The 25462-nt window shown below is 42.0% G+C and carries 16 protein-coding genes and 8 pseudogenes; 15 read left to right on the top strand and 9 right to left on the bottom strand.

What is annotated here, in order from left to right; translation table 11 throughout:
* Window positions 1-534, bottom strand: a pseudogene (msrP, locus tag C3Z13_RS12965) (protein-methionine-sulfoxide reductase catalytic subunit MsrP); the annotation flags it as partial.
* A 257-nt stretch (window positions 535-791) separates the two neighbouring features.
* Here msrP and C3Z13_RS03000 point away from each other — a divergent pair.
* Window positions 792-1754 carry an asparaginase gene (locus tag C3Z13_RS03000; RefSeq protein WP_281258763.1) on the top strand — a complete coding sequence of 321 codons (963 nt, stop codon included), beginning with the start codon at window positions 792-794 and terminating at the stop codon, window positions 1752-1754.
* 80 nt (window positions 1755-1834) lie between these two features.
* A complete protein-coding gene (locus tag C3Z13_RS02995) occupies window positions 1835-2233 on the top strand; it encodes a thioredoxin family protein (RefSeq protein WP_146256857.1) in 399 nt (132 codons plus the stop codon).
* Here the strand turns inward: C3Z13_RS02995 and tal are convergent.
* Window positions 2219-3172, bottom strand: a complete 954-nt coding sequence (tal, locus tag C3Z13_RS02990) for a transaldolase (RefSeq protein WP_103854955.1) — start codon at window positions 3170-3172, stop codon at window positions 2219-2221. The two genes, C3Z13_RS02995 and tal, sit on opposite strands and share 15 nt — an antisense overlap.
* Before the next feature lie 164 nt (window positions 3173-3336).
* Between tal and C3Z13_RS02985 the strand changes: the two are divergent.
* The 3 pseudogenes from C3Z13_RS02985 to C3Z13_RS12960 form a co-directional block, all read left to right on the top strand.
* A pseudogene (locus C3Z13_RS02985) lies at window positions 3337-3897 on the top strand (DNA-3-methyladenine glycosylase I).
* 88 nt (window positions 3898-3985) lie between these two features.
* Window positions 3986-6311: pseudogene (gene lptD, locus C3Z13_RS02980) on the top strand (LPS assembly protein LptD).
* Between the two features lie 536 nt (window positions 6312-6847).
* Window positions 6848-7166, top strand: a pseudogene (locus C3Z13_RS12960) (IS3 family transposase); the annotation flags it as partial.
* A 173-nt stretch (window positions 7167-7339) separates the two neighbouring features.
* On the opposite strand, the gene rpoH reads toward C3Z13_RS12960, so the two are convergent.
* The 4 genes and pseudogenes from rpoH to narQ all read right to left on the bottom strand — a co-directional run bounded on the left by rpoH (window position 7340) and on the right by narQ (window position 11496).
* The gene (gene rpoH, locus C3Z13_RS02975; protein ID WP_103853568.1) at window positions 7340-8185 is read right to left on the bottom strand and encodes an RNA polymerase sigma factor RpoH; all 846 of its coding nucleotides are present in this window, start codon (window positions 8183-8185) and stop codon (window positions 7340-7342) included.
* A gap of 210 nt (window positions 8186-8395) precedes the next feature.
* The gene (locus tag C3Z13_RS02970; protein WP_103854954.1) at window positions 8396-8710 is read right to left on the bottom strand and encodes a DUF2322 family protein; all 315 of its coding nucleotides are present in this window, start codon (window positions 8708-8710) and stop codon (window positions 8396-8398) included.
* Between the two features lie 31 nt (window positions 8711-8741).
* On the bottom strand, window positions 8742-9776 hold the full coding sequence (gene murB, locus C3Z13_RS02965) for a UDP-N-acetylmuramate dehydrogenase (protein ID WP_103854953.1): 1035 nt from the start codon (window positions 9774-9776) through the stop codon (window positions 8742-8744).
* A 15-nt stretch (window positions 9777-9791) separates the two neighbouring features.
* A pseudogene (gene narQ / locus C3Z13_RS02960) lies at window positions 9792-11496 on the bottom strand (nitrate/nitrite two-component system sensor histidine kinase NarQ).
* Window positions 11497-11767: 271 nt separating this feature from the next.
* Between narQ and napF the strand changes: the two are divergent.
* From napF to C3Z13_RS02910, 10 genes and pseudogenes are all read left to right on the top strand, one after another.
* Entirely contained in the window at window positions 11768-12292 is a 525-nt protein-coding gene (gene napF / locus C3Z13_RS02955) for a ferredoxin-type protein NapF (RefSeq protein ID WP_103854958.1), read from the top strand.
* Between the two features lie 2 nt (window positions 12293-12294).
* Window positions 12295-12582, top strand: a complete 288-nt coding sequence (locus tag C3Z13_RS02950) for a chaperone NapD (protein WP_103853571.1) — start codon at window positions 12295-12297, stop codon at window positions 12580-12582.
* A 26-nt stretch (window positions 12583-12608) separates the two neighbouring features.
* Window positions 12609-15089, top strand: a complete 2481-nt coding sequence (napA, locus tag C3Z13_RS02945) for a nitrate reductase catalytic subunit NapA (RefSeq protein WP_103854952.1) — start codon at window positions 12609-12611, stop codon at window positions 15087-15089.
* 62 nt (window positions 15090-15151) lie between these two features.
* On the top strand, window positions 15152-15904 hold the full coding sequence (napG, locus tag C3Z13_RS02940; RefSeq protein WP_103854957.1) for a ferredoxin-type protein NapG: 753 nt from the start codon (window positions 15152-15154) through the stop codon (window positions 15902-15904).
* A complete protein-coding gene (napH, locus tag C3Z13_RS02935; RefSeq protein ID WP_103854951.1) occupies window positions 15904-16767 on the top strand; it encodes a quinol dehydrogenase ferredoxin subunit NapH in 864 nt (287 codons plus the stop codon). Before napG ends, napH begins: the two co-directional genes overlap by 1 nt.
* A 1-nt stretch (window position 16768) precedes the next feature.
* Window positions 16769-17200 (top strand): nitrate reductase cytochrome c-type subunit, encoded by a 432-nt coding sequence (locus C3Z13_RS02930; RefSeq protein WP_103854950.1) that lies wholly within the window; start codon window positions 16769-16771, stop codon window positions 17198-17200.
* A 2-nt stretch (window positions 17201-17202) separates the two neighbouring features.
* Window positions 17203-17803 (top strand): annotated as a pseudogene (locus C3Z13_RS02925) (cytochrome c3 family protein).
* 275 nt (window positions 17804-18078) lie between these two features.
* A pseudogene (gene pnp / locus C3Z13_RS02920) lies at window positions 18079-20215 on the top strand (polyribonucleotide nucleotidyltransferase).
* 102 nt (window positions 20216-20317) lie between these two features.
* A pseudogene (gene nlpI, locus C3Z13_RS02915) lies at window positions 20318-21213 on the top strand (lipoprotein NlpI).
* Window positions 21214-21354: 141 nt separating this feature from the next.
* On the top strand, window positions 21355-23133 hold the full coding sequence (locus tag C3Z13_RS02910; RefSeq protein WP_103854949.1) for a DEAD/DEAH box helicase: 1779 nt from the start codon (window positions 21355-21357) through the stop codon (window positions 23131-23133).
* A 23-nt stretch (window positions 23134-23156) separates the two neighbouring features.
* Here the strand turns inward: C3Z13_RS02910 and C3Z13_RS02905 are convergent, their stop codons facing one another.
* The 3 genes from C3Z13_RS02905 to C3Z13_RS02895 form a co-directional block, all read right to left on the bottom strand.
* Window positions 23157-24038 carry a VirK/YbjX family protein gene (locus C3Z13_RS02905; protein ID WP_103854948.1) on the bottom strand — a complete coding sequence of 294 codons (882 nt, stop codon included), beginning with the start codon at window positions 24036-24038 and terminating at the stop codon, window positions 23157-23159.
* A 153-nt stretch (window positions 24039-24191) separates the two neighbouring features.
* Window positions 24192-24947 carry a class I SAM-dependent methyltransferase gene (locus C3Z13_RS02900; RefSeq protein WP_103854947.1) on the bottom strand — a complete coding sequence of 252 codons (756 nt, stop codon included), beginning with the start codon at window positions 24945-24947 and terminating at the stop codon, window positions 24192-24194.
* 182 nt (window positions 24948-25129) lie between these two features.
* Window positions 25130-25462: thymidine kinase (locus C3Z13_RS02895; protein WP_146256856.1), on the bottom strand; the 333-nt coding region annotated here is incomplete at its 5' end.

Genomic DNA, 25462 nt, shown 5'->3' with positions numbered 1-25462 from the left:
TTTTTTGTCCCGGCATTTGCTCTGGATCATAGAGCGTTTCAAACTCAACATATTTCGCTCGACTGGTTGGTCTAACTTCGCGTAAGAGTGCATTTAATTCAAAACCAATCCAAGGAATAACCATTGCCCACGCCTCTACACAACGGAAACGATAAATTCTTTCTTGCAAGGGATAACGTGTATAAAGATCCTGTAAATCCAAGATTAATGGTTTTTCAATTTCACCAGAAATTTCTACTTGCCAAGGAGCGGTTTTTAATGTGTGTGCATATTGAGCGGGAGAGCCCTTGTCTATGCCAAATTCATAGAAGTTATTATAACCAGTTACTTTATCTTCTGGCGTTAAGGATAATGCGGTGTTTAAGCTGTCTTTTTGAAGAGAAGTAAATTCTCTTGAGGCATAGGATCTGCTTGTGAAATTTGCGGTAATAGAGACATTCCACCTATTGCGCCAAGTCCAGCAATCAGTTTGCGTCGATGATAGAAAATTTCTTCCGGCGTAACATCGTTCTCGGTTAATTTGTGTCTGCGCATAATGAACTCCTTGTATAAAAATATTTCTTTGTTTGAAATATGGACAAGGCGGTAAAACAGAAGTTCCAGCTTCAGAAAAGACTTTTAACAGGTTTAACCTCTCCTCCTACTCTGACTAAACTTCGCAGTGCTTGGCTGATTAACTAAAAATAATGAAAATTTCTACCGCACTTTAGTTTGTATCAAAGTTTGTAACAAATTTTTTGTGAATAGCTGTGTTAAAATAGTGCAATTAAAACAGAATAGAAGATCGAAAAATAATGAAAAAACTCCTTGTTCTCCACACGGGTGGAACAATTTCAATGCACGCGGACAGTCAAGGGAAAGTGGCGCCAAATGCCACTAATCCTATGACCAAAGTCGGGTTTGATTTGCATAATGTTGAAGTGGAATCGGTGGATTTTCTCAATCTTCCTAGTCCGCATATTCGCCTTGAGCATATGTTGGCGTTGAGCCAGAAAATTAAACAAGACGGTGCAAATTATGATGGCGTGGTGATTACACACGGTACGGATACATTGGAAGAAACCGCTTATTTTCTGGATACAATGCAGTTGCCGAAAATGCCGATTGTAATTACAGGCGCGATGCGTTCCAATAATGAACTCGGCAGTGATGGTATTTATAATTACCTTTCCGCGTTGCGCGTAGCAAGTTGTGAGAAAAGTGCTGATAAAGGCGTGTTAGTGGTGATGAATGATGAGATTCACGCCGCAAAATATGTCACTAAAACCCACACCACCAATGTTTCCACTTTTCAAACTCCAACGCACGGACCTTTGGGTGTAATTATGAAAAAGGATATTCTCTTTTTCAAAACTGCCGAACCTCGAGTGCGTTTTGATTTAGAGACGGTGAGCGGAAATGTGCAAATCATCAAAGCGTATGCGGGAATGGATAGTTGGCTGTTTGAGCAATTAGATTTGCAAAAATTAGATGGATTGATCATTGAAGCTTTAGGTGCGGGGAATATTCCACCGCAAGCGATGCAAGGATTGCAACGATTGATCGATCATAACATTCCTATTGCACTAGTTTCTCGTTGTTTTAATGGCATTGCAGAACCCGTTTACAGCTATGCAGGCGGCGGTGCAAATTTGCAACAACAGGGCGTGATGTTTGTGAAAGAACTCAATGCGCCAAAAGCACGCTTAAAATTGTTGATTGCCCTTAATGCCGGATTACAAGGCGAGGCGCTAAAAAGTTATATGGAAGGATAAAGAAAAAATTCCTAAAATTTGCACCGCACTTTATTGTGAAGAAGTTCTTTTTAAGGAACTACTTTCATCAGGTTTAAATAATGAAAATCGCAACGACATTAAAGGAAATTGAACAACATATTAATGAAAACCCTTTTGCTTTGTTGCTTATTAAAGCACCAAACTGTGGGGTGTGTACTGCCGTAGCGCAGCAGCTTGAAGCACTTTTACCAACTTATCCAACACTTTCCGCAATGCAAGCAAATATTGCGGATATTCCTGAAATGGCGAGTTATTTCCACGCACTCACCGCCCCTGTGGTACTTATTTTTTATCAACAAAAAGAAGTGGAGCGCTTCGCCCGCTTTGTGCCATTACAAGAATTAAAAGTGCGGTTGGATTTTTGGCAGAATTTTCACACGCATAGCATTTTCACGCATAGCAAAAGCCCCATTGATTTTTGGGGCTTTTTTATCAGATTGCGATTAGAACTTCGCTAATAGCATCGCTTCTAATTTTTCTTGGTCGATAGCAAATTTGCGAATCCCTTCAGCCAGTTTTTCGACTGCCATTGGATCGCTGTTGTGTTGCCAATAGAACTCGCTTTCAGTAAGCGGTTGTGGCTTGGCTTTCACTTCGCCAGTATAATCTAACTTACGCACAAGTGCGGTGTGATTTTCTTGTAATTCTTTTAACAATGCTGGCGCGATGGTTAAACGGTCGCAACCTGCAAGCTCAATAATTTCACCTACGTTACGGAAACTTGCGCCCATCACCACGGTTTGATAGCCGTGTTGTTTGTAATAGTTGTAAATTTTAGTCACTGAAATGACGCCCGGATCTTCGGCGGTAGCGTATTCTTTTTTGTCGCTATTCGCTTTGTACCAGTCAAGAATACGGCCTACAAATGGGGAAATTAAATACACGCCAGCCTCTGCGCAAGCACGCGCTTGAGCTTCAGAGAATAACAGGGTTAGGTTACAGTTAATAGCTTCTTTTTCAAGAATTTCTGCCGCACGGATCCCCTGCCAAGTGGAGGCAATTTTAATTAAAATACGATCATTAGACACGCCTGCTTCATTATAAAGTGCGATTAATTTACGCGCTTTTTCAACGGTCGCTTGGGTGTCGTAAGAAAGACGAGCGTCCACTTCGGTAGAAATGCGTCCTGGGACAATTTTAAGAATTTCTAAACCGATGTTTACCGCTAATTTATCTTCTGCATCAATAAGTTGCTGTGCTTTGTCCGCACTTTTGCTTTTAGCATAAGCAATAGCTTCATCAATTAATGGGGCATATTGAGGCAAAGCAGATGCGTTTAAAATGAGTGATGGGTTGGTGGTGGCGTCTTGTGGTTGGTAGGTTTTAATGGCTTCAATATCGCCCGTATCCGCTACAACCACGGTCATTTCGCGTAATGATTCTAATTGTGTTGTCATAGTTACCTCTTGTTTAATTGTTAGTTAAGTTGGAATACAATATCACATCTTGCCAATATACATATAGCTATTTTAGCTTTAGTATTGATAGGCAGATTCTAAATTAAATTTCGGCATTTAGAAAAATAAAATCTGTGATCTGGCTCACAATAATAGGAAACAAAATGAAAACACGTTGTAATTGGGCGCAAGGCTTAGCTATTTATGAAGATTATCACGATAATGAATGGGGAAAACCTGAATATAATAGCTTGAAATTATTTGAGAAAATTTGTTTAGAAGGGCAACAATCAGGGCTTTCTTGGATCACGGTATTAAAAAAGCGGGAAAATTATCGCCAAGCCTTTCATCATTTTGATCCCGTCAAAATTGCTCAAATGAACGAGCAAGATATTGACGCGTTAATGCAAAATGCGGGATTAATTCGTCATCGTGCAAAATTAGAAGCTATTGTGAAAAACGCCAAAGCTTATTTAGCGATGGAAAAGTGCGGTGAAAATTTCAGCGATTTTATTTGGGCGTTTGTGAATCATCAACCACAAATGAATGATGTGCCGGATTTATCTGTCATCCCTGCCAAAACAGACACTTCAAAACAACTGTCAAAAGCCTTGAAGAAAAAAGGTTTTGTTTTTTAGTGGGCGAAACCACCTGTTTATGCCTTTATGCAATCAATGGGCTTGGTGAATGATCATCTCAACACCTGCTTTTGTAAGCATAAATAAAATGCTTTTTGAGCGTTTTTTCTTTATAATCAGGTTAATTTTACACCTTAAATTTAAATGGGTTATTAATGAAAAAAATTACTACACTATGCTTTCTTTCTCAATTTTGACCGCACTTTATGGCGTGCCAAGTTGGGCGAGTTTGCAGCAGCAATGCTTAGCTGGCGTACCGCAGTTTCAAGGGGAAGTGGTACAAGGCGATCCAAATGAATTGCCAGTTTATATTGAAGCCGATCGTGCGGAGTTAAATCAGCCCGTTAATGCACGTTACGAAGGGGACGTGGATATTCAACAAGGTAACCGCCATTTAAAAACGCAAATGGCGGAAGTGATTCAAATGGGCGAGGGGCAAAATGTGCAACGCTTTGCCTATGCAAAAAATGGCTTTGATTATAAAGATAATCTAATCAATCTGTTAGGTGATTCCGCCAAGGTTAATCTGAATAATAAAGATGCCGATGTAGAAGGCGCAGATTACCAATTTGTCGGCCGTCAAGGACGCGGTAAAGCACAGCAAGTTGAGCTACGCAATGATTATCGCTTGTTGAAAAACGCCACCTTTACCTCTTGCTTGCCTGATGATAATAGCTGGGCGATTGAAGCCTCTGAAATGCGTCAGCATATCCAAGAAGAATATGCCGAAATGTGGCACGCGCGCTTTAAAGTTCACGGCGTACCGATTTTCTATACCCCTTATTTACAATTGCCTATTGGCGATCGTCGCCGTTCTGGTTTGCTCATTCCAAATGCGGGCACATCTAGCCGTGATGGTTATTGGTATGCTCAGCCTATTTATTGGAACATTGCACCCAATTTTGATATGACAGTAACACCAAAATTTATGTCAAAACGTGGCTGGCAATTTAATGGTGAAACACGCTATCTCACGCAGCTTGGCGAAGGGTTAATTGCGGGCGAATATTTAGGCCATGATCGGCTTGATGATTACCAAGGGGATAACCGCTCGCGCCATTTATTCCACTGGCGACACAGTTCCAGTTTCTTACAAAATTGGCGTTTAAACGTGGATTACACCAGAGTCAGCGATAAGCGTTATTTCTCAGATTTTGACTCCGCTTACGGACGCAGCACGGACGGTTATGCTGATCAAAATTTCCGCATTGCGTACTATCAGCCAAACTACAATTTCTCTCTATCGGCGAAGCAATTCCAAGTGTTTGATGATGTGGATATTGGGCCTTACCGCGTTTTTCCACAGCTAGATTTTAATTATTATCGTGATGGGCTTGCTAACGGTTTAATGGATTTCCGTTTATTCTCACAAATTTCTCGTTTTGAGAATGACAGCGCCTTAATGCCAAAAGCTTGGCGTTATCACATTGAGCCAAGCCTTAATATTCCCCTTGCGAACCGTTACGGCAGCTTGAATATTGAAACCAAACTTTACGCCACGCACTATAATCAAACCAAAGGGAAAGGGCAAAATGCAGAAGAGATTGAACGCTCTGTAACCCGCGTGTTGCCGCAAGTGAAAGTGGATTTGCAAACCTTGCTTGCCAGCAAAGAAACCTTATTTGATGGCTATACGCAAACAATTGAACCACATATTCAGTATCTGTATCGTCCTTATAAAGATCAAAGTAATATTGGCTCAAAATTAAACAGTCAATATCTTGGTTTTGGTTATGATTCCGCCTTATTACAACAGGATTATTTTTCATTATTCCGTGATCGCCGTTATAGTGGCTTAGACCGCATCGCTTCGGCAAATCAGTTCACCTTAGGGGGAACAACGCGTTTTTACGATCAAGAAGGGAACGAACGTTTTAACCTCTCTTTAGGGCAAATTTATTATCTCAGCGATTCGCGTATTGATAATAATCCAAACAATATCAGTGATCGTTCAACCTCGTCTTGGTCATTAGAAAGTAACTGGCGTATTAGTCCAAAATGGAATTGGCGTGGTAGCTATCAATACGATACCAGCTTACACCAAACCTCCCTTGCCAATACTGTGTTGGAATATAACCCAAGTGGCAATAATCTGATTCAGCTAAGTTATCGCTACGCAAGTCAGGAATATATTGACCAAAATCTCACGGGCGCAAAATGCGTATAATCAAGATATTAAACAGCTCGGTTTAGTGGCAGCGTGGGAAATTGCCGACAGATGGGCCGTGGTTGGGCATTACTATCAAGATCTGGCTTTAAACAAACCTGTTGAGCAATATCTCGGCGTGAAATATAACACTTGCTGCTGGGCAGTCGGTGTTGGCGCGCGCCGTTATGTAACCAGTAAAGATGGGCAAAAAGAAAATGAAGTGATTTACGATAATAGCTTTAGCATAAACTTTGAATTGCGAGGTTTAGGCACAACAGATCACCGCAGCGGCATTGAAAAAATGCTAAAAGCAGGGAAATTGCCTTATATTCAATCATTTAGCTTATATTAAAAAGAAGTATAAGAAAGTAAGAAGTAGACCGCTTTATCTGCCTCTAAAAAAGCTGGATGAAATAAGCAACCTATTAAGGGGCAGATTTTCTATGACTAAATGCACATAACAACTTTAAACAAGTGGTTATGTAGCAAGGAAAAATGTCATGAAATAATGGTTGTAGAGCCTTTATTAAGCAGTAAATAGCTTATTATCCAAAATGGAGATAGCAATGAGACCTAAGTACATAAAAAATGATGTTTTACAGAGAAAATTGCCAAGATCTATCAGGGAATGGCAGTAATTCTTGATTTTTCTTTGTATTTAGAATGCTTGAAGAAACTCAAAATATAACGAAGTGATGGTAAACTCATGTTTATTACGATGACTTGGAGAGAGTCACTTATAAAGAAGGCTAATAAAAAGCACTGAATCAATTTATTGGCCCCCAAAGTTCGGCTAAACAACCAACTGATTAAGCTGTAGATTTTTTATGACTAAATATACTCAAGGTTTCAAACAATAAGTGTTCGGCTTTTATATTTTAAAAATGGAAAAATCGTTCGCTTATTCGCCGGTATTTTCAGCTTACCAAAAATACGTTAAATCGTTAGATTGTAAAATTTAATCTTAATAGAATCAATGGATTAGCTATGTTAGGTAAAAAGCAATGTTATTCTGTTGAGTTTAAATTCAAGGTAATTCAAGCTATCAAAAAAGACAGTATTTTGCCAAAGCAACGTGCTTTCACTTTGATATCTCCAATTCAGGGATAAGTAGCCAATGCTTGCAAACCTTCGAAAAACAAAGTATAGATGTTTATTGCCCAAACCTAAAGGTTGGCCGATTATGAAACTAACTTATCCTAATATGGTTATTGTCTAATTGCCTTAGAGTAAGAAAATATTACTACAATAATGAACGTATTCAAGTGAAGCTAAAAGGACTAAGCCAGTGGAATACGGAACCCAGTCCTTGAATTAAAATGTAGTCTAACTTTTTGGGCGCAGAGCAAATCAATCAGTGCTTCTTTATGTCATTTTACTTTAGAACGTTACCGCGCTTTTAAGTTTTTTCAATGCGTTAGTTTCAAGTTGGCGAACACGCTCAGCGGAAATATTGTATTTTGCCGCTAAATCTTGCAAGGTGGCTTTGTTTTCATCTAACCAACGTGCTTTGATAATGTCTTGGCTACGTTCGTCTAAGCCTTCAAGCGCGGTAGCAACTTGATCTGCCGCTTGGGTTTCATAATTTTCATTTTCAAGTTCTGCGGCAAAGTTTGAGCTTTTATCTTCAAGGTAAAGCGCTGGTGCAAAGCTTTCGTCATCATCTTCATTAGAAAGATCAAAGCCAACATCTGCCCCAGTCATGCGGCTTTCCATTTCAATCACATCTTGTTTAGATACGCCAAGCTCTTCGGCGACCATATCCACTTCATTATCATTGAACCAACCTAAGCGTTGTTTAGTTTTGCGTAGGTTAAAGAACAATTTACGTTGTGCTTTCGTGGTTGCCACTTTCACGATACGCCAGTTGCGTAATACATATTCGTGGATTTCCGCTTTGATCCAATGCACAGCAAAAGATACAAGGCGAACGCCCACTTCTGGGTTAAAACGTTTTACGGCTTTCATTAAGCCGATATTACCTTCTTGAATTAAATCTGCTTGTGGCAATCCATAACCAGAATAGCCACGCGCAACGTGGATCACAAAGCGAAGATGAGACAAAATCAATTTTTTTGCTGCCTCAAGATCTTCTTTATAATACAAACGTTCCGCTAATTCCTTTTCTTCCTCTGCGCTTAGCATAGGATATTCGTTTGCAGCACGGATATAGCCTTCTAAGCTGCCTTGAGGAACTAACATTAGGGTTTGTGTATCTTTGTTCATCATATTCCTTCTTATTTTACGCCCAACTTTAGGGCTATTTATAACATAATCTATAATAAGGTCAATCGATTATAACGATTAATCTATCCTTTTCTTGTAAGTTTAGACTATGGACTTTTAAGAAAGTTCGTTACTTTTGATAAATTTTTCATTAAATAAAATAAATCTTCAAAAAATCTCACTCAGCCCTTGTTTCACAAGGCTTAACGCTTATTTTTCTTCTGGCACTAAGCGATAGTCCTTGCCCTGTTCAATCACCGTAAATAACAGGTTAATATTCGGGTGCTTGCCAGGGAACTGTTTGGCATCTTGCGTGTGTTCAGCAAAAAGTTGCAAGCCTTTTTCTGCGCAAGTGCGGTCTAATTTTCCGTTAAATTCTTGTGCAAGGGCGTTGTACACGCGCAATGAGCCAAGTTTGCCTGCAATGGCAGGAATGTGATGAATTTGCGTTTCACCGTCAAATACGCTTAAGCCTGCAAGGTGATCGATAGTTGGTAAGGTTTCTAAAATTGTTTTGAAATCCATTTTGCTTCCTTTGTTTAAGTGAGAATAATGATTAATGTTGTGATGAAATAAATTGTTCGCTGTCAATTTCGCCTTGCGCACCGATAAAACGTACTTCTGGCTGCAAATACACAGCAAATTTTTCTGCCACCTTTTGGCGAATATGATGGGCAAGATTGGCCACATCTTTACCGCTTGCATTTGCTTTATTCACTAGCACTAAGGCTTGCTGTTGATGCACCGCCGCGCCGCCAAGTTGATAGCCTTTTAGACCGCATTGATCAATCAACCAACCTGCAGCGAGCTTCACAGTGCCATCTGGCTGCGGATAGCTCGGCATTTCTGGATATTGGCTTTTTAATTGTTCAAAAAGTGCGGTGGAAATCACAGGATTTTTGAAAAAGCTCCCCGCGTTGCCCAATTCTTGTGGATTTGGCAATTTTGCGCTGCGCACGGTACAAACTTCAGCGAAAATTTCCTCCGCTGTTACCGTGGCAGGATCAAAACGTGAAAGGGTGCCATAACTTAGCACAGGCTGCCAATCTTTGGCGAGCTTTAATCCCACGGCGACAATCATATAACCGTCTTTATATTGATGTTTAAACAGGCTTTCGCGGTAGCCAAATTGACATTCCGCTTTGCTTAAACAAAAAATTTCCCCGGTATTCAGATTCAGCACGTCCACATAATCGCATACATCTTTAAATTCTACGCCATAAGCTCCGATATTTTGGATTGGCGCTGATCCCACACAGCCAGGGATTAAGGCTAAATTTTCTAAGCCATAAATGCCTTGTTCCAAGCTCCATTGCACTAGCTCGTGCCAATTTTCGCCGCCTTGAACGTGAATATAATGAAAGTTGTCATCTTGCCGATGTTCGATACCTTTGAGCGCATTTACCAGCACGATCCCGTCAAAATCTTCCACAAACAATACATTACTGCCTTGTCCGAGAAAAAGCACGGGAAGCTGCTGTTGCTGAGCTTGTTGCCAAAGGGGCAGAATTTGTTCAAGTGCGGTGATTTTTTTCACCATTTTTGCTTGTGCATTGGTTCCAAATGTATGAAATGGTTGAAGATTTTCCATTATGTTCCTTAATCTCTATAATTTATTCGGCAGCGTGATTTTCACTTCTGTGCCGCCTTCAGGACGATTATTGATGCGTAGTATAGCATTGAGTTGGGCGCTACGTTCATTCATTATATTCAAACCGTAATGCCCTGCAGGTTCATCAAGGCTTGGAATGCCCACGCCGTTATCGCGCACTAACAGCTCATATTCACCGTCATCATTGGTGTGTGCAATCACTTCGATTTCCGTACCTTGGGAATGTTTAATCGCGTTTAACGCCGCTTCACGCACAATTTGTAAGGCGTGTACTAGCTGTTGCGCATTGAAAGTGTGGGACGGCAAACTACATTCCACGCGCATTTTCATTTCTGTTTGATTGCGTAAAGAATCGATCACTTGTTCAAGAGCGAGTTGTAAATTGGCTTCTTGCACCGTTAAGCGGAAAGTGGCGAGCAATTCGCGCAGTTGAACATAGCCGTCATTCAAGGCCTGCTCGAAATCTTTAATAATCGTTAGGCTTTTTTCCTTATTTTGCTCGCCTTCTTTATTCAAATTGTGCTTCAACAAAGTGAGCTGAATTTGCAGATAGGCCAGCACTTGTGCTAAAGAATCGTGTAATTCTCGCGCAATAATTGACCGCTCTTCCATTAATAATAGTTGTTGTTGCTGGCGTTGTGTATGATGGAAATAAAGCGAACGGCTCAACATTTGCGACACGTTGTGCATTGTGCGCAAATCTGGGCAAGGTAAGCCTGCTTGCCAATATAGCGTGCCAAGTTTATCTCCCTCCACGCAAAGATCGGTTTTTTGTAAAGAGAAGTTCGCATCATTTTCGCCTAAATAAATATGCCAATGCTCCGCGCCGTAAACGCTCAATTCAATATAGCGTAAATGCTCATTCACTTTAATTTGGTTTAGCACCTGCTTTAGCACCGTAGGATCAATATTATTGGTGGTAACTAATTGAGAACATTGATAAAGCATTGATAAAGAGCGGTTGACTTGGCTGAGTTTTTGCGTTTTTTCATTGACTTTTTCTTCCAGCCCAGCATAGAGCTTTTGCAAATCACTGGCCATTTGGGTAAATACGGAAGAAAGTCTCCCGATTTCGTCATCGTTATTCACATCAAGGGGAATATGATTAAACTGTCCAATTTGTACCTGTGTACTTGCTAAGGCTAATTTTTCCAGTGGGCGAACCATTTGCTTTTTAGTAAACCACACCACATAAGACACCATGGCGACAATCGACAACATTGTGAAAAGAAATAAGCAACACCGCAAAATCGTGCTTTTTCTCGGCAAATTCTTGCAAGTTATAGACAAACTGATCGACTTGCTCAACATAATTTTTCACTTCTTTTTGATAGGCTTGGTAGTCTAATTGCTTGGCATAAACTTCCATCGTTTCCCAACGTGCAACCAAGTTTTTATAAGCCTGTTTTACATCAGAAGGCACGAAAAATTGCTGGTTAATATCCGCTAAAGTGCTGGAATATAAGGTCGCGCGGTATTGTTGTAAATTTTCTGCCACCAACTGCGGTTCGTGTTCAATTTCATATAAAATGCGATAACTTTGCATTCGCAATGAACCCGATACATTGATTAATTCCGCATCAGATTTGTTACTTTGCATCACAATCAAACTGAGCAAGCTGATGAATGCGGCAAAGATGATAATGAGCAATAAATAATTGGCGATTTTTGTCGCCACCGAATGTTTTTTATTTTTCACAATGTTCACGCTTGGCAAAGGCAATCAGAATTAAGGGCTATTCTAGCAAAAAATCCCATTGCTGTTTTAGCTCTCGAACAGGAAATTTTCACAAAAATTCCACCGCACTTTATTTTGTATCTAATGAATAAAATTAATGCGCGGTGATAATTTTGATCTAACGCAACAAAAGCGTGTTTTTCTGCCTAAATACTCAATTCAGGTTATTAAAAACCTTGCTTTACCTTTAGACAATAGCGAACCTAGTAAAAAACCATCTTGGATCGTGAAAATGTCAGAAACCGCATTACCTAGACGCCGTTTTTTGCGTGGAGAGTTTCTGCATTCATTACAAAGCGAAACGGTAAAAGTACAAGGGTTTCAGGGCGTGCGTCCACCTTGGGCGGTGAGTGAAGCGCGATTTATTCAACACTGCACCACTTGTGGCGATTGTGTCAAAGCCTGCGAAACGCAGATTTTAGTGCAAGGACAAGGCGGATTTCCTGAAGTGCAGTTTGATAAAGGTGAATGTACCTTTTGCCAAAAATGCGTGGACGTGTGCCAGCAGCCTGTTTTTCGCCCAGTCAGCGAAATAGCTTGGCGGCATAAAATTGACATTACCAATGAATGCTTAACGCAAAAACAGGTGGAGTGTCGTGCCTGCCAAGACAGTTGTGAAATGCGTGCGATTCGTTTTGTGCCGCAGCTTGGTAAGGTGGCGCAACCAAGCCTGAACTTGGCGGATTGTAATGGTTGCGGTGCGTGCATTAGTGCCTGCCCAGTTTCTGCGATTAAACTTGATTATCCACAGGAATAACTATGTCAGAACAAGAAATTATCCCAATGGATAAAGCGGAAGAATGGCACGTTTGTGGCGTGATTGTTCAATGTAATCCGCAAAAAATTGAAAAAATTAAGACCGCACTTTTAGCGCTGCCTTATGCTGAAGTGCCTGCCGAAGATGTAGAAAAAGGCAAGTTGGTGGTGGTGATGCAATCTCACGATCAACATATTTTGCTCGAACAAATGGAGCAAGCGCGCAATATTGATGGCGTGATTACCGTATCTTTGGTCTATCATCAACAAGATGATGGCAATGATGAATAATTAATCATACTCGTGGGGGAAATGAGATGAATTTAAGTCGCCGAGACTTTATGAAAGCCAATGCAGCCGCCGCTGCAGCAGCTGTCGCTGGATTAAGCATTCCAGTGAAAAACGTGGAAGCCGCACAGGATAACAGTATCAAATGGGACAAAGGTGTTTGCCGTTTCTGTGGTACAGGTTGTGGCGTATTAGTAGGAACACAAAACGGACGCGTTGTGGCATCACAAGGTGATCCAGATGCTGAAGTAAACCGTGGTTTGAACTGTATTAAAGGTTACTTCTTGCCAAAAATTATGTACGGAAAAGACCGTTTGACTCAACCAATGTTGCGTATGAAAGACGGCAAGTACGACAAAAATGGGGAATTTACCCCTGTTACTTGGGATACTGCGTTCAAAACAATGAAAGAGAAATTCTTAAACGCAATGAAAGAACGTGGCCCGAATGGCGTGGGAATGTTCACTTCTGGACAAAGCACCATTTTTGAAGGTTATGCCAAAGCGAAACTTTGGAAAGCAGGTTTCCGTTCTAACAATATCGATCCAAATGCGCGCCATTGTATGGCCTCTGCCGCGGTGGCATTCTTGCGTACCTTTGGTATTGATGAGCCGATGGGCTGTTATGATGACATTGAACACGCCGAAGCCTTTGTTTTATGGGGTTCAAATATGGCGGAAATGCACCCGATTTTATGGTCACGTATTTCTGATCGCCGTTTATCTAACCCTGATGTAAAAGTGGCCGTGCTTTCTACCTTTGAACACCGCAGCTTTGAACTAGCAGATAACGGTATGGTGTTCACACCGCAAGCTGACTTGGTGATTCTCAACTACATCATCAACTATCTCATTCAAAACGATGCCATTAACTGGGATTTCGTGAATAAACATACTAAATTCAAACGTGGTGAAACCGACATTGGTTATGGCTTGCGTGATAGCGATCCGCGTCAAAAAGCAGCGAAAAATGCCAATAGCGGTAAAATGTACGACAGTAACTTTGAAGAACTCAAAGCGCTTGTGTCTGAATATACCCTTGAGAAAGCCCACGAAATGTCAGGTGTGCCAAAAGATCAATTAGAAAGTTTGGCGCAGCTTTATGCCGATCCAAAACGCAAAGTGGTGTCTTTCTGGACAATGGGCTTTAACCAGCATACCCGCGGTGTGTGGGCAAACCACTTGATTTACAACATTCACTTATTAACCGGTAAAATTTCTATCCCAGGTTGTGGCCCATTCTCCTTAACTGGTCAGCCATCTGCTTGTGGTACGGCGCGTGAAGTGGGAACATTTATCCACCGTTTACCTGCTGATATGGTGGTTACCAAGCCAGAACATCGTGCAATTGCAGAAAAAACGTGGAAAATCCCAGCTGGCACGATCACCGATAAATTAGGCTATCACGCCGTGGCACAAAGCCGTGCGTTAAAAGATGGCAAAATGCGTGTGTTATGGCAAATGTGTACGAACAATATGCAAGGTGGCCCAAACATCAACGAAGAAACTTTCCCAGGTTGGCGTAACCCTGAAAACTTCATCGTGGTTTCCGATCCATACCCAACAGTATCAGCCTTAGCGGCAGACTTAATGTTGCCAACCGCAATGTGGGTGGAAAAAGAAGGGGCTTATGGTAACGCAGAGCGCCGCACACAAGTATGGCGTCAGCAAGTAAAAGCACCGGGCGAAGCGAAATCTGACTTATGGCAATTAGTGGAATTTTCTAAATACTTCACCACTGATGAAGTATGGCCAGCAGAGCTTTTAAATGCGAACCCAGAATTTAAAGGCAAAACCTTATACGAGGTGTTATACCGCAACGGTAATGTAGATAAATATTCTAACGCTGAACTCAATGATCGTCTTAACGATGAAGCTTACGATTTCGGCTTCTACATTCAAAAAGGCTTGTTTGAAGAATATGCGTCATTTGGTCGCGGCCACGGCCACGATTTAGCCGAATACGATCTTTACCACAAAGCGCGCGGTTTACGTTGGCCAGTGGTAGAGGGCAAAGAAACCCTATGGCGTTACCGTGAAGGTTACGATCCTTATGTGAAATCAGGCGAAGAAGTGTCTTTCTATGGTCAGCCAGATAAACGTGCGGTGATTTTAGCCGTGCCTTATGAGCCACCAGCAGAGGTGCCTGATGAAGAATATGATTTATGGTTATCTACTGGCCGTGTGTTAGAACACTGGCATACAGGAACAATGACTCGCCGCGTGCCTGAATTGCACCGTTCATTCCCGAACAATGTGGTTTGGATGCACCCGAACGATGCGAAAAAACGTGGTTTACGCCACGGTGATAAGATCAAAGTTTCATCACGCCGTGGGGAAATTATTTCCTATGTAGATACTCGTGGACGTAATAAATGTCCTGAAGGTTTAGTTTTCACCACCTTCTTTGATGCTGGCCAGTTGGTAAATAAATTAACCTTAGATGCCACTGACCCAATTTCAAAAGAAACGGACTTCAAAAAATGTGCCGTTAAAGTGGAAAAAGCCTAAAAACTTAGCAAAAAAGCACCGCACTTTCTTTCTAAACTAAGCAAAGTGCGGTGAAAAATAAAATGAAAAAATTAACCCAAACACCGGAACGCCGTAAATTTTTTAAGGACGCCGCTCGCACCGCGGGCGGATTAGCAGGTCTTGGCATTTTACTCGGTCTTCAACAAGAGCAAAGCCTTGCTCGTCAAGGCGTGGCATTACGTCCACCCTTTGCCATTGAAGATGAGAAAAAATTCGCCGCCGCCTGTATTCGTTGCGGACAATGTGTGCAAGCCTGCCCTTATGAAATGTTGCACCTTGCTTCCTTGCTTTCGCCAATGGAAGCTGGCACACCTTATTTCATCGCACGGGATAAACCTTGCGAAATGTGTGAAGATATTCCTTGTGCAAAAGCCTGTCCGAGCGGGGCGTTAGATTCCACACAGGATAATATTAACGATTCCCGAATGGGCTTATCGGTGCTGTTAGATCACGAGACTTGCCTAAACTGGCAGGGCCTACGTTGTGATGTGTGTTATCGCGTTTGTCCACTTATCGACAAAGCCATCACCTTAGAAATGCAGCGTAATGATCGTACGGGCAAGCACGCGGTGTTTATTCCAACGGTGCATTCGGACGCTTGCACGGGCTGCGGTAAATGCGAGGAAGCCTGCGTATTGGATGAAGCGGCAATCAAAGTGTTGCCTCTTTCCCTTGCGAAAGGAATGTTGGGTAAACATTATCGCCTTGGTTGGGAAGAAAAAGAAAAGGCAGGGCATTCCCTTGCGCCTGACGACATTATTTCTTTACCCGTACGCAAACCGGAGGGCTTTTAATGGCAAATTCACCGAAATATGCAGGTAGAGAAGCAAGAGAAAAGCTGGGCTTGTGGCGCGCTAATCGCTTTTTATTTTGGCGTCGTTTAACTCAGTTAAGCATTCTCGCAATGTTTCTGAGCGGCCCTTGGCTTGGTGTATGGATTCTGCGTGGTAATTATAGCGGGAGCTTATTTTTAGATTTAATTCCAATGAGCGATCCACTCATCACCGCAGAAAGCCTTGCCACGGGTCATTTGCCCAACTTCACCACCTTACTGGGTGCTGGCATTGTGATCACCCTTTATGCTTTATTGGGAAGCAAAGTGTTTTGCGGTTGGGTGTGTCCGTTAAATCTGGTTACCGACTGTGCGGCTTGGTTAAGACGTAAATTAGGTATTCGTCAAAATGCCAAAATTCCACGCGGCTTACGCTACGGCATTTTATTGATGATTCTCATCGGCAGTGCGTTAAGTGGCATTATGTTGTGGGAATGGATCAATCCTGTAAGTGCATTTGGACGCGCCTTAATTTATGGTTTCGGTGCAACCACTTGGTTAATTTTAGCGATATTTTTATTTGATTTATTGATTGCAGAGCACGGCTGGTGCGGGCATTTATGCCCTATCGGCACGACCTATGGCTTAATTGGCGCAAAAAGCATTGCGCGCATTAAAGTGATTGATCGCGCACGCTGTGATAATTGTATGGATTGCTACAACATTTGCCCTGAACCGCAAGTGTTACGCAGCCCACTGCACGGCAAAAAAGACGAAAGCCTGCTCGTGCTTTCTAAAGATTGTATCAGTTGCGGACGTTGCATTGATGTTTGTGCTGAAAATGTATTTACTTTTACCACTAGATTTAATCATTCGGGGGAATAAAATGATTAAAAAAACCTTATTAATTTTAACCGCACTTTTTGCCACCAGCGTAATGGCTGCGGAAGACAAAATTGACAACTATCTGCAAGGGGCGGCTGAAGATGTGAAACCAGCTTTTCACAATGTACCAAAACAAAGTGAGTTACCACCGCTTAACTATGTGAATCAACCACCAACGATTCCACATAGCGTAAAAAATTATCAAATCACCAAAAATGTGAACCAATGCTTGAATTGCCACAGCGTTGAGGCTTCTCGCATCACAGGGGCAACACGCATTAGCCCAACCCACTTTATGGATCGTAACGGAAACTTTGTCGGCGGCGAAACCGCTCCTCGCCGTTATTTCTGCTTACAGTGCCACGTTTCACAATCTGACGTTGAACCGATTGTGCCAAATGAATTTAAACCAATGAAAGGCTACGGAGAATAAAAATGTTGAAATTAATCAAAAAGTTTTGGCATTGGTTTCGTTCACCAAGTCGTATTGCTGTCGGCGTGCTAATCACCCTTTCTTTCATTGCTGGGATTATTTTCTGGGGCGGCTTTAATACTGCGCTGGAACACACCAATACGGAAGAATTTTGTTCTAGTTGCCATATGAACGACGTTGTGCCTGAATATCGTCAATCTTGTGCATTATGTGAATCGTACTGGGGTAAAAGCCATTTGTGCGGATTGCCATTTGCCACACGAATTTATTCCTAAGTGGGTGCGTAAAATTAAAGCAGCAACAGAAGTTTATGCGCATATTACAGGTAAAGTGGATACCAAAGAAAAATTTGAAGCAGCACGTTTAGAAATGGCTGAGCGTGAATGGGCAAGAATGAAAGCCAATAATTCACAAGAATGTCGTAACTGTCATAATTTTGATGCAATGGATTTCACCTTGCAAAAAGGCGTAGCAGAAAAAATGCACACAATGGCAATCAAAGACGGCAAAACCTGTATTGATTGCCATAAAGGGATTGCTCACCACTTGCCAAATATGAAAGACGTGAAATCTGGCTTTTTACCACCAGAAAAAGCAGAATAATTAGGTAAGGTGAATAAACCTAAAATCAACGCATTTAGCGGTATCAATAAACACAAAAGCCCTGTATAATAGCGGGGCTTTTCTTTTCCCGTTGGCGTGCGGCTATCAAAAATACTCTTACGCAACCCGACAAAGTGCGGTGCTTTTTGAGAGAATTTTTGCTAGTCGCAATTGGGAAAACAACGTGAAATCAAACAGTTAATCTGTTATTTACCTAAAAGCATTGAGTGCGGAATGTTCCGCAGATTATTCCATTTTATTTGAAGGAAAATATTGTGAATCCAATTGTTAAACAATTTAAATATGGTCAGCACACGGTAACCTTAGAAACTGGTGCAATCGCCCGTCAAGCCACAGCGGCAGTGATGGCGAGTATGGACGACACTAGCGTGTTCGTAACAGTGGTAGCGAAAAAAGACGTTAAAGAAGGGCAAGATTTCTTCCCATTAACTGTAAACTACCAAGAGCGTACTTACGCAGCAGGACGTATCCCTGGTGGGTTCTTTAAACGTGAAGGCCGCCCTTCTGAGGGGGAAACCTTAGTGGCGCGTTTAATCGATCGTCCAATCCGTCCATTATTCCCTGAAGGCTTTTTCAACGAAATTCAAATTGTGGCAACCGTGGTTTCGGTAAACCCACAAATTAGCCCTGATTTAGTGGCGATGATCGGTGCTTCAGCAGCACTTACCCTTTCTGGCGTGCCATTTAACGGCCCGATCGGCGCAGCACGCGTTGGCTTTATTGATGGTCAATTCGTCTTAAACCCAACCACTAACGAACAAAAACAAAGTCGTTTAGACTTAGTGGTAGCGGGGACAGATAAAGCCGTATTAATGGTGGAATCTGAAGCGGACATTTTAACCGAAGAACAAATGTTGGCTGCGGTGGTATTTGGTCATCAGCAACAACAAGTGGTGATTGAAGCCATTAAAGAATTTGCCCAAGAAGCAGGAAAACCGCGTTGGGATTGGCAGCCACCAGCACCAGATACGGCATTAATTGATAAAGTTAAAGCCCTTGCGGAAAGCCGTTTAGGCGATGCTTATCGTATCACTGAAAAACAAGCGCGTTATGAACAAATTGATGCGATTAAAGCAGACGTAGTAGGCCAATTAACCACTGAAGATGAAACCCTTAGCGAAGGAAAAATTGTCGATATTCTTACCGCACTTGAAAGTGAAATCGTGCGTTCACGCATTCTAAACGGTGAGCCGCGTATTGACGGCCGTACCGTAGATACCGTGCGCGCATTAGACATTTGCACAGGCGTGTTACCGCGTACGCACGGCTCTGCGATTTTCACCCGTGGTGAAACACAGGCCTTAGCGGTGGCAACCTTAGGGACAGAACGTGATGCACAAATCATTGACGAATTAACCGGTGAAAAAACTGATCACTTCTTATTCCACTACAACTTCCCCGCCATATTCAGTGGGTGAAACAGGTATGATTGGTTCGCCAAAACGCCGTGAAATTGGTCACGGTCGTTTAGCAAAACGCGGTGTGGCTGCAGTAATGCCAAGCTTGAGCGAATTCCCTTATGTGGTGCGTGTGGTGTCTGAAATCACTGAATCTAACGGTTCATCATCAATGGCATCGGTATGTGGCGCATCACTAGCCTTAATGGACGCAGGTGTACCAATTAAAGCCGCTGTTGCGGGTATCGCAATGGGCTTAGTAAAAGAAGATGAAAAATTTGTTGTGCTTTCTGACATTTTGGGTGATGAAGATCACTTAGGTGATATGGACTTCAAAGTAGCGGGTACACGCGAAGGGGTTACTGCATTACAAATGGACATCAAAATTGAAGGGATTACCCCTGAAATTATGCAAATCGCCCTTAACCAAGCAAAAGGTGCGAGAATGCACATTCTTGGCGTGATGGAACAAGCAATTCCTGCACCGCGTGCGGAAATTTCTGACTTCGCACCGCGTATTCACACAATGAAAATCGATCCGAAGAAAATCAAAGATGTGATCGGTAAAGGTGGTGCAGTAATTCGTGCCTTAACGGAAGAAACTGGCACCTCCATTGATATTGATGATGACGGTACAGTGAAAATCGCAGCGGTAGATAACAATGCGGTGAAAGAAGTGATGGCGCGCATTGAAGACATCACCGCGGAAGTGGAAGCTGGTGCAATCTATCAAGGTAAAGTGACTCGCCTTGCGGATTTCGGTGCGTTCGTTTCCTTAGTTGGCAATAAAGAAGGCTTGGTTCACATTTCACAAATCGCTGATGAACGCGTAGAAAAAGTCAGTGATTACTTAAGCGTGGGTCAAGAAGTTAGCGTGAAAGTAGTTGAAATTGATCGCCAAGGCCGTATCCGCTTAACAATGAAAGATATTGCTCCAAAACAAGAGGCAGCACCAACAGAAGAAGTTGTGGTTGCAGTGAGTGAGCAAGAATAAAAATACCGCTCCCTACTTGTTAGGGAGCAATTTTCCTTAGCGGGAAATGGGCTGGCATTGCCAGTCAGGCATACTTGAGCTAACACCTAAGGCTAAACAATGATGCAATGTAATTGGCGTATAAACTCTTTCAGATTGTTCTCAATCTGGTGTGTTGCCTTATTACTTGTAGGCTGTGTCAATTCGCAACCTTTTATGGCAAATAATAAATTGATTATTGCGGAGCAGACACCGAATAGCCATATTGAGCAAGAAATAATGGTTGCTCGTATTAGCCAAGTATTGCAAATTGGCAGAATTGATAAAAAGAACGTGCTGCCTTACATTTTGAACGAGGCGTGTTGTATGACGCCCTTGGGCTTTGGGGGTTAGCGCGTTATGACTTTTTACAGTCTTTAATTTTTCAGCCAAAAAACGCCGCACTTTATAATTATTTGGGCGTCTATCAGCTTATCAATGAAGATTATGATGAAGCACTAGAAGCATTTAATGCGGCATTGGAATTAAACCCAAACGATGAATATAGCCTATTTAATCGAGGCTTAGGTTTTTATTATGTAGAACGTTATCCTCTTGCACAGAAAGATTTATCACAGTTTTATCAACAAGATAAAAGCGATGCTTACCGTGCATTATGGTTATATCTCAATGAATTAGAAACCAATCCTAAAAAGGCTAAACAGCAGTTAGCACAGCAAGCGCCTGCGCTCTCGCAAAAGCAGTGGGGCAATTATATTGTGCAATATTATTTAGGTCAGTTGTCGCTCACTGAGCTACAACAGCAAGGGGTGGAATTTGCTGAAAAGCAAAAAATGCCTTATGCCGAAGTATTGACCGAAACCTACTTTTATCTAGCAAAACAACAACTCAATTTGGGTCAAAGGGAAAAAGCAGAAACCCTGTTTAAATTGGCCATAGCGAATCAGGTGTATAACTTTGTTGAGTATCGTTTTGCAGTGCTTGAACTGGCGAAATTAAAACGCACAAAAGCACAATAAACTAGGCATTAGCCTAGATTTGGTGTTGTAAACGTAAAACTTTTCAACAATGTTATCCACAAAGCAGCGATTTTTCGCCACACCTAGGCTTTGTGCAACTGAAAGTAATTGAGCTTTCCTTTTTTATATTCGAGTATTTTAATGACTGAAACAAAAATCACCTTTAATGATTTAGGTTTACCTGAATTTATCCTTAATGCTGTAACAGATATGGGATTTGAATCCCCTTCGCCAATCCAACAAGCTTGTATTCCCTACCTTCTCGCAGGTGATGATGTGCTTGGAATGGCGCAAACCGGAAGTGGAAAAACCGCTGCGTTTTCTCTCCCTTTATTAGCCCAAATTGAGCCAAATAAAAAAATGCCACAAATGCTAGTTATGGCGCCTACTCGTGAGCTTGCCATTCAAGTGGCTGATGCGTGCGAACAATTTATGAAATATGCTAAAGGGATCAACATTGTTACCCTTTACGGCGGACAACGTTATGACATTCAGCTCAGAGCCTTAAAACAAGGTGCTCAAGTAGTTGTCGGCACACCGGGGCGTATTCTCGATCACCTTAGACGCAATACCCTCGATCTATCAGAATTAAAATTTATCGTGCTTGATGAAGCTGATGAAATGTTACGAATGGGCTTTATTGATGATGTTGAAACCGTAATGGCAGCACTGCCAGAACAGCATCAAACCGCACTTTTCTCCGCCACAATGCCAGAACCAATCCGCCGCATTACCAAACGCTTTATGAATAATCCTCAAGAGGTGAAAATTCAATCAAGCCAAAAAAATGCCCCAGATATTACCCAAAGTTGCTGGTATGTGCGTGGTTTCCGCAAAAATGAAGCTCTCTTGCGTTTCCTTGAAGTGGAAGAATTTGATGCGGCAATCATCTTTGCTCGCACCAAAACTGCTACCCTTGATATTACCGAATTATTGGAAAAACACGGCTTCCGTGCCGCCGCACTCAATGGGGATATGACCCAACAACTGCGTGAACAAACTCTCGATCGCCTACGCAACGGTAGCCTAGATATTTTAGTCGCCACTGATGTTGCCGCTCGTGGACTTGATGTGGAACGCATTAGTCTTGTGGTAAATTATGATATTCCACTTGATGCCGAAAGTTATGTGCACCGTATTGGGCGTACAGGGCGTGCTGGGCGCGCAGGACGTGCGTTATTGTTTGTCGAACCACGCGAAAATCGCCTACTGAAAAATATTGAACGTCTAACGAAAAAGCCGATTGAGGAAGTGGAAGTACCAAATCACGAAGCATTACAGGCTTGTCGTCGCAAAAAATTTGTCGCAAAAATCACCAAACAGCTGGAACATCACGATCTAGAGCAATATCGTAGCTTATTGGAAGATCTCTTCACCGCCGACCAAGATCAAGAAGACATTGCCGCCGCAATGCTAATGCTCTTACAAGGTAAACAAAAATTAATTTTACCGCCAGATCCAGCCATCGACAAACGCGCCCGCCGTGAACATGATGGACGCAGAGAAAATCCACGCTCCGCTGAACGCCGTGGCTACGGTAACCCGCAACCAATGGACTTATACCGTATTGAAGTGGGGCGCTTAGATGGCGTGGAAGTGCGTCATATTGTGGGAGCGATCGCTAATGAAGGCGATATCGATAGCCGTTATATCGGGCATATCAAACTTTACGATAATCATTCCACCATTGAATTACCACAAGGTATGCCAAAAGAATTGCTCAACCATTTCGCCAAAACGCGCGTAATGAACAAACAAATGCAAATGTCTTTCCTTGGTGAAACCAAAGGTGGTGAAGGCAAAGGAAAAGGCTTTGGCGGAAAAGTCAAAGGGGATCGCAAATTTAAAGAAAAAACCACCGCTTTTTTGACGAGGGTGGCTTTAAATCGCGTTCAAGAAAAAGATCGTTCTCTTAGTTAAAAATAGCCCCAATGGGGCTATTTTTATAGGCTATTTTTCAGCATCAGGGTTTGTTGTATGCGTTGTTCAATTTCTTGCAACATCGCATAACGTTTACGGTACATTGAGCGTTTATTGCTAGATACCGTTGAGAGATTTTTCATTTCAATTTCCACTGGCAACTGCCAATAATCTTTTAATATCCCGCCACTTTCTTCAAACATCACATCATAATTTACTAAGTAACGCTTAGCTTGGATAAAGCGTGATTTATTTTGGTATTTTTGCGGAATACCTAACACTTGGCTATAACCCATTGCTTTAGCAAACATTTTGCAGATTTCGATCATTAAATAGGCAGGGCGTAAACCGTGGCATAATTTCGTTAATTGTTTGACGATTTCTTTTGAACCTTCGCAATTTGGCCCTTGAACCACAGCAATCAACACAGTGCCTTTTACTTTACCAAAGGTGAGTAAATAAATAAGTTCATTGCTTGGTTTATGGATAAGCTCAAAAGTCCAATAACCCTCCATTGGTTGGTGTGTCGTTAAGGCAAGCACCAGCTCAAAATCAGGAATGATTTCACCGAAGGAAATAGGTTGTTGCCAAATTGGGGTAATCCCAAGTTCTGCTAAATGCTCTGGTAAGAACTGCAAATTATCGCAAATAGTGTCAAAGCGTTCTTTGCGGTTCAAGCGTTTATCTAAAAAGCGATAAGCAATAGGATAGCTCCAATCTGGTCGTGTAGCCAGAAGCTCTGCTAGCCAAGGATATTGATTAACGAAACGCTCAAATTTTTTGATCAGATCGTAATTGAGCCAACTGCGTAAACGGTAACGAAAGCGTTTTAAACGGTAAGACTTTTTACCGCGATCAGGATATAAAGAAACGGCATCAGGCCATTTATAATAAGGGGTTGTCATAGAATTTTTATAGTTAAAAATAAGGCGCAGTATTCTCCCACAAAATAGGTATTTGTCCATAGATTTTTTATTTGAACGCCAAAATTTGACAAAAAATCCCCGCACTTTGTTATGTGAAATTTGTTGAGTAAAAGTGCGGGGATTTTCGTTAAATTATTTTTGGCTACATAAGGCAATAAAGCCGAGTTTTTTATCTGGATCATTGAAAACCTTGAACATTTTTTTGAATGTCGGACGGTTTTCTGCTTTTAACGCATTGCGGATAATTTTAGCTGTGCCTAATACGCCTTCGTCATAAATCATTCCTGCTGGGGAAAGTAGCGTCATCTCGCCTGAATAGGTTTCCACGTTGCGGAATCCCGCTTCTAAAAAGAGCGATTTCCAGTTTTGTTTTGTTAATGGAGTTACGGTAACGTTAATGGCTTCACGCAACTGTTGGATTACTTCTTCCGCATTGTCCGTGGTAAGCATTACATCGTGAGTGAGCAAGAAGCCGTTGGGTTTGAGAACGCGGTAATATTCGCGCACCGCTTTGATTTTCGCTTCCACAGGCAACATTGTGAGCATTGCTTCATTAATCACAATATCAAAGCTGTTATCGGCAAAAGGTAATTTCATTGCATTGGCACGTTGAACGTGAATTTTATCTTGTAGCCCTTTTTCGGCGATATTTTTTCTGGCTTTCTCTAAGGCATTTTCATCAAGATCCACGCCCTCGATATGGCAGCCGAATTTGCTCGCTAGCTCAATGGCGGTGGTTCCCATATTGCACGCCACTTCTAACACTTTTTTATTGGCGTTGAAATCGCTGTTTGCAATCAGCCATTCTGTGGCTTTGCGACCACCGGGGCGTAAGCGCGTTTTGCCTAATCGAGCAAGAAAATTATGTCCCATTTCTTCTTTTTTCATTTTGACTCCTTATTTCAATACTTGACTCAATATATCAGCTTTTATGATGAAATAAAATTGCTTTTTATGGCTAGACGAACCGATGTGTCCGCCCGTGTCGATAGCCCAATCGGACGCACACATAAGTGCGTCCTTACATTTGGAAACGTTGAGTGAAAAGTGCGGTGCAAAAATGGCGAATTTTATGCTTGTTCAATTTTTTCTTTGTAATGGCGGCGACATACGGAAACGTAGTGATTATTGCCGCCGATTTGAATTTGTGCGCCGTCTTTGACCACTTCGCCTTGATCGTTTAAACGTAGCACGAAATTAGCTTTGCGCCCACAATGGCAGATGGTTTTTAATTCTTCCAGCTGATCGGCCCACGCCAGTAAGTATTGGCTGCCTTCAAACAATTCTGCTTGGAAATCCGTGCGCAGGCCGTAGCACAGCACGGGAATGTGTAATTTATCCACCACATCACTGAGCTGATAAACTTGCTCTTTGGTGAGAAATTGTGCTTCGTCCACCAAAAT

This window comes from Avibacterium endocarditidis, from assembly GCF_002921145.1.
In the GTDB taxonomy this organism is placed as follows: domain Bacteria; phylum Pseudomonadota; class Gammaproteobacteria; order Enterobacterales; family Pasteurellaceae; genus Avibacterium; species Avibacterium endocarditidis.
The sequence above is the reverse complement of the archived record's forward strand: the minus strand, read 5'-3'. Positions and strand labels throughout refer to the sequence as shown.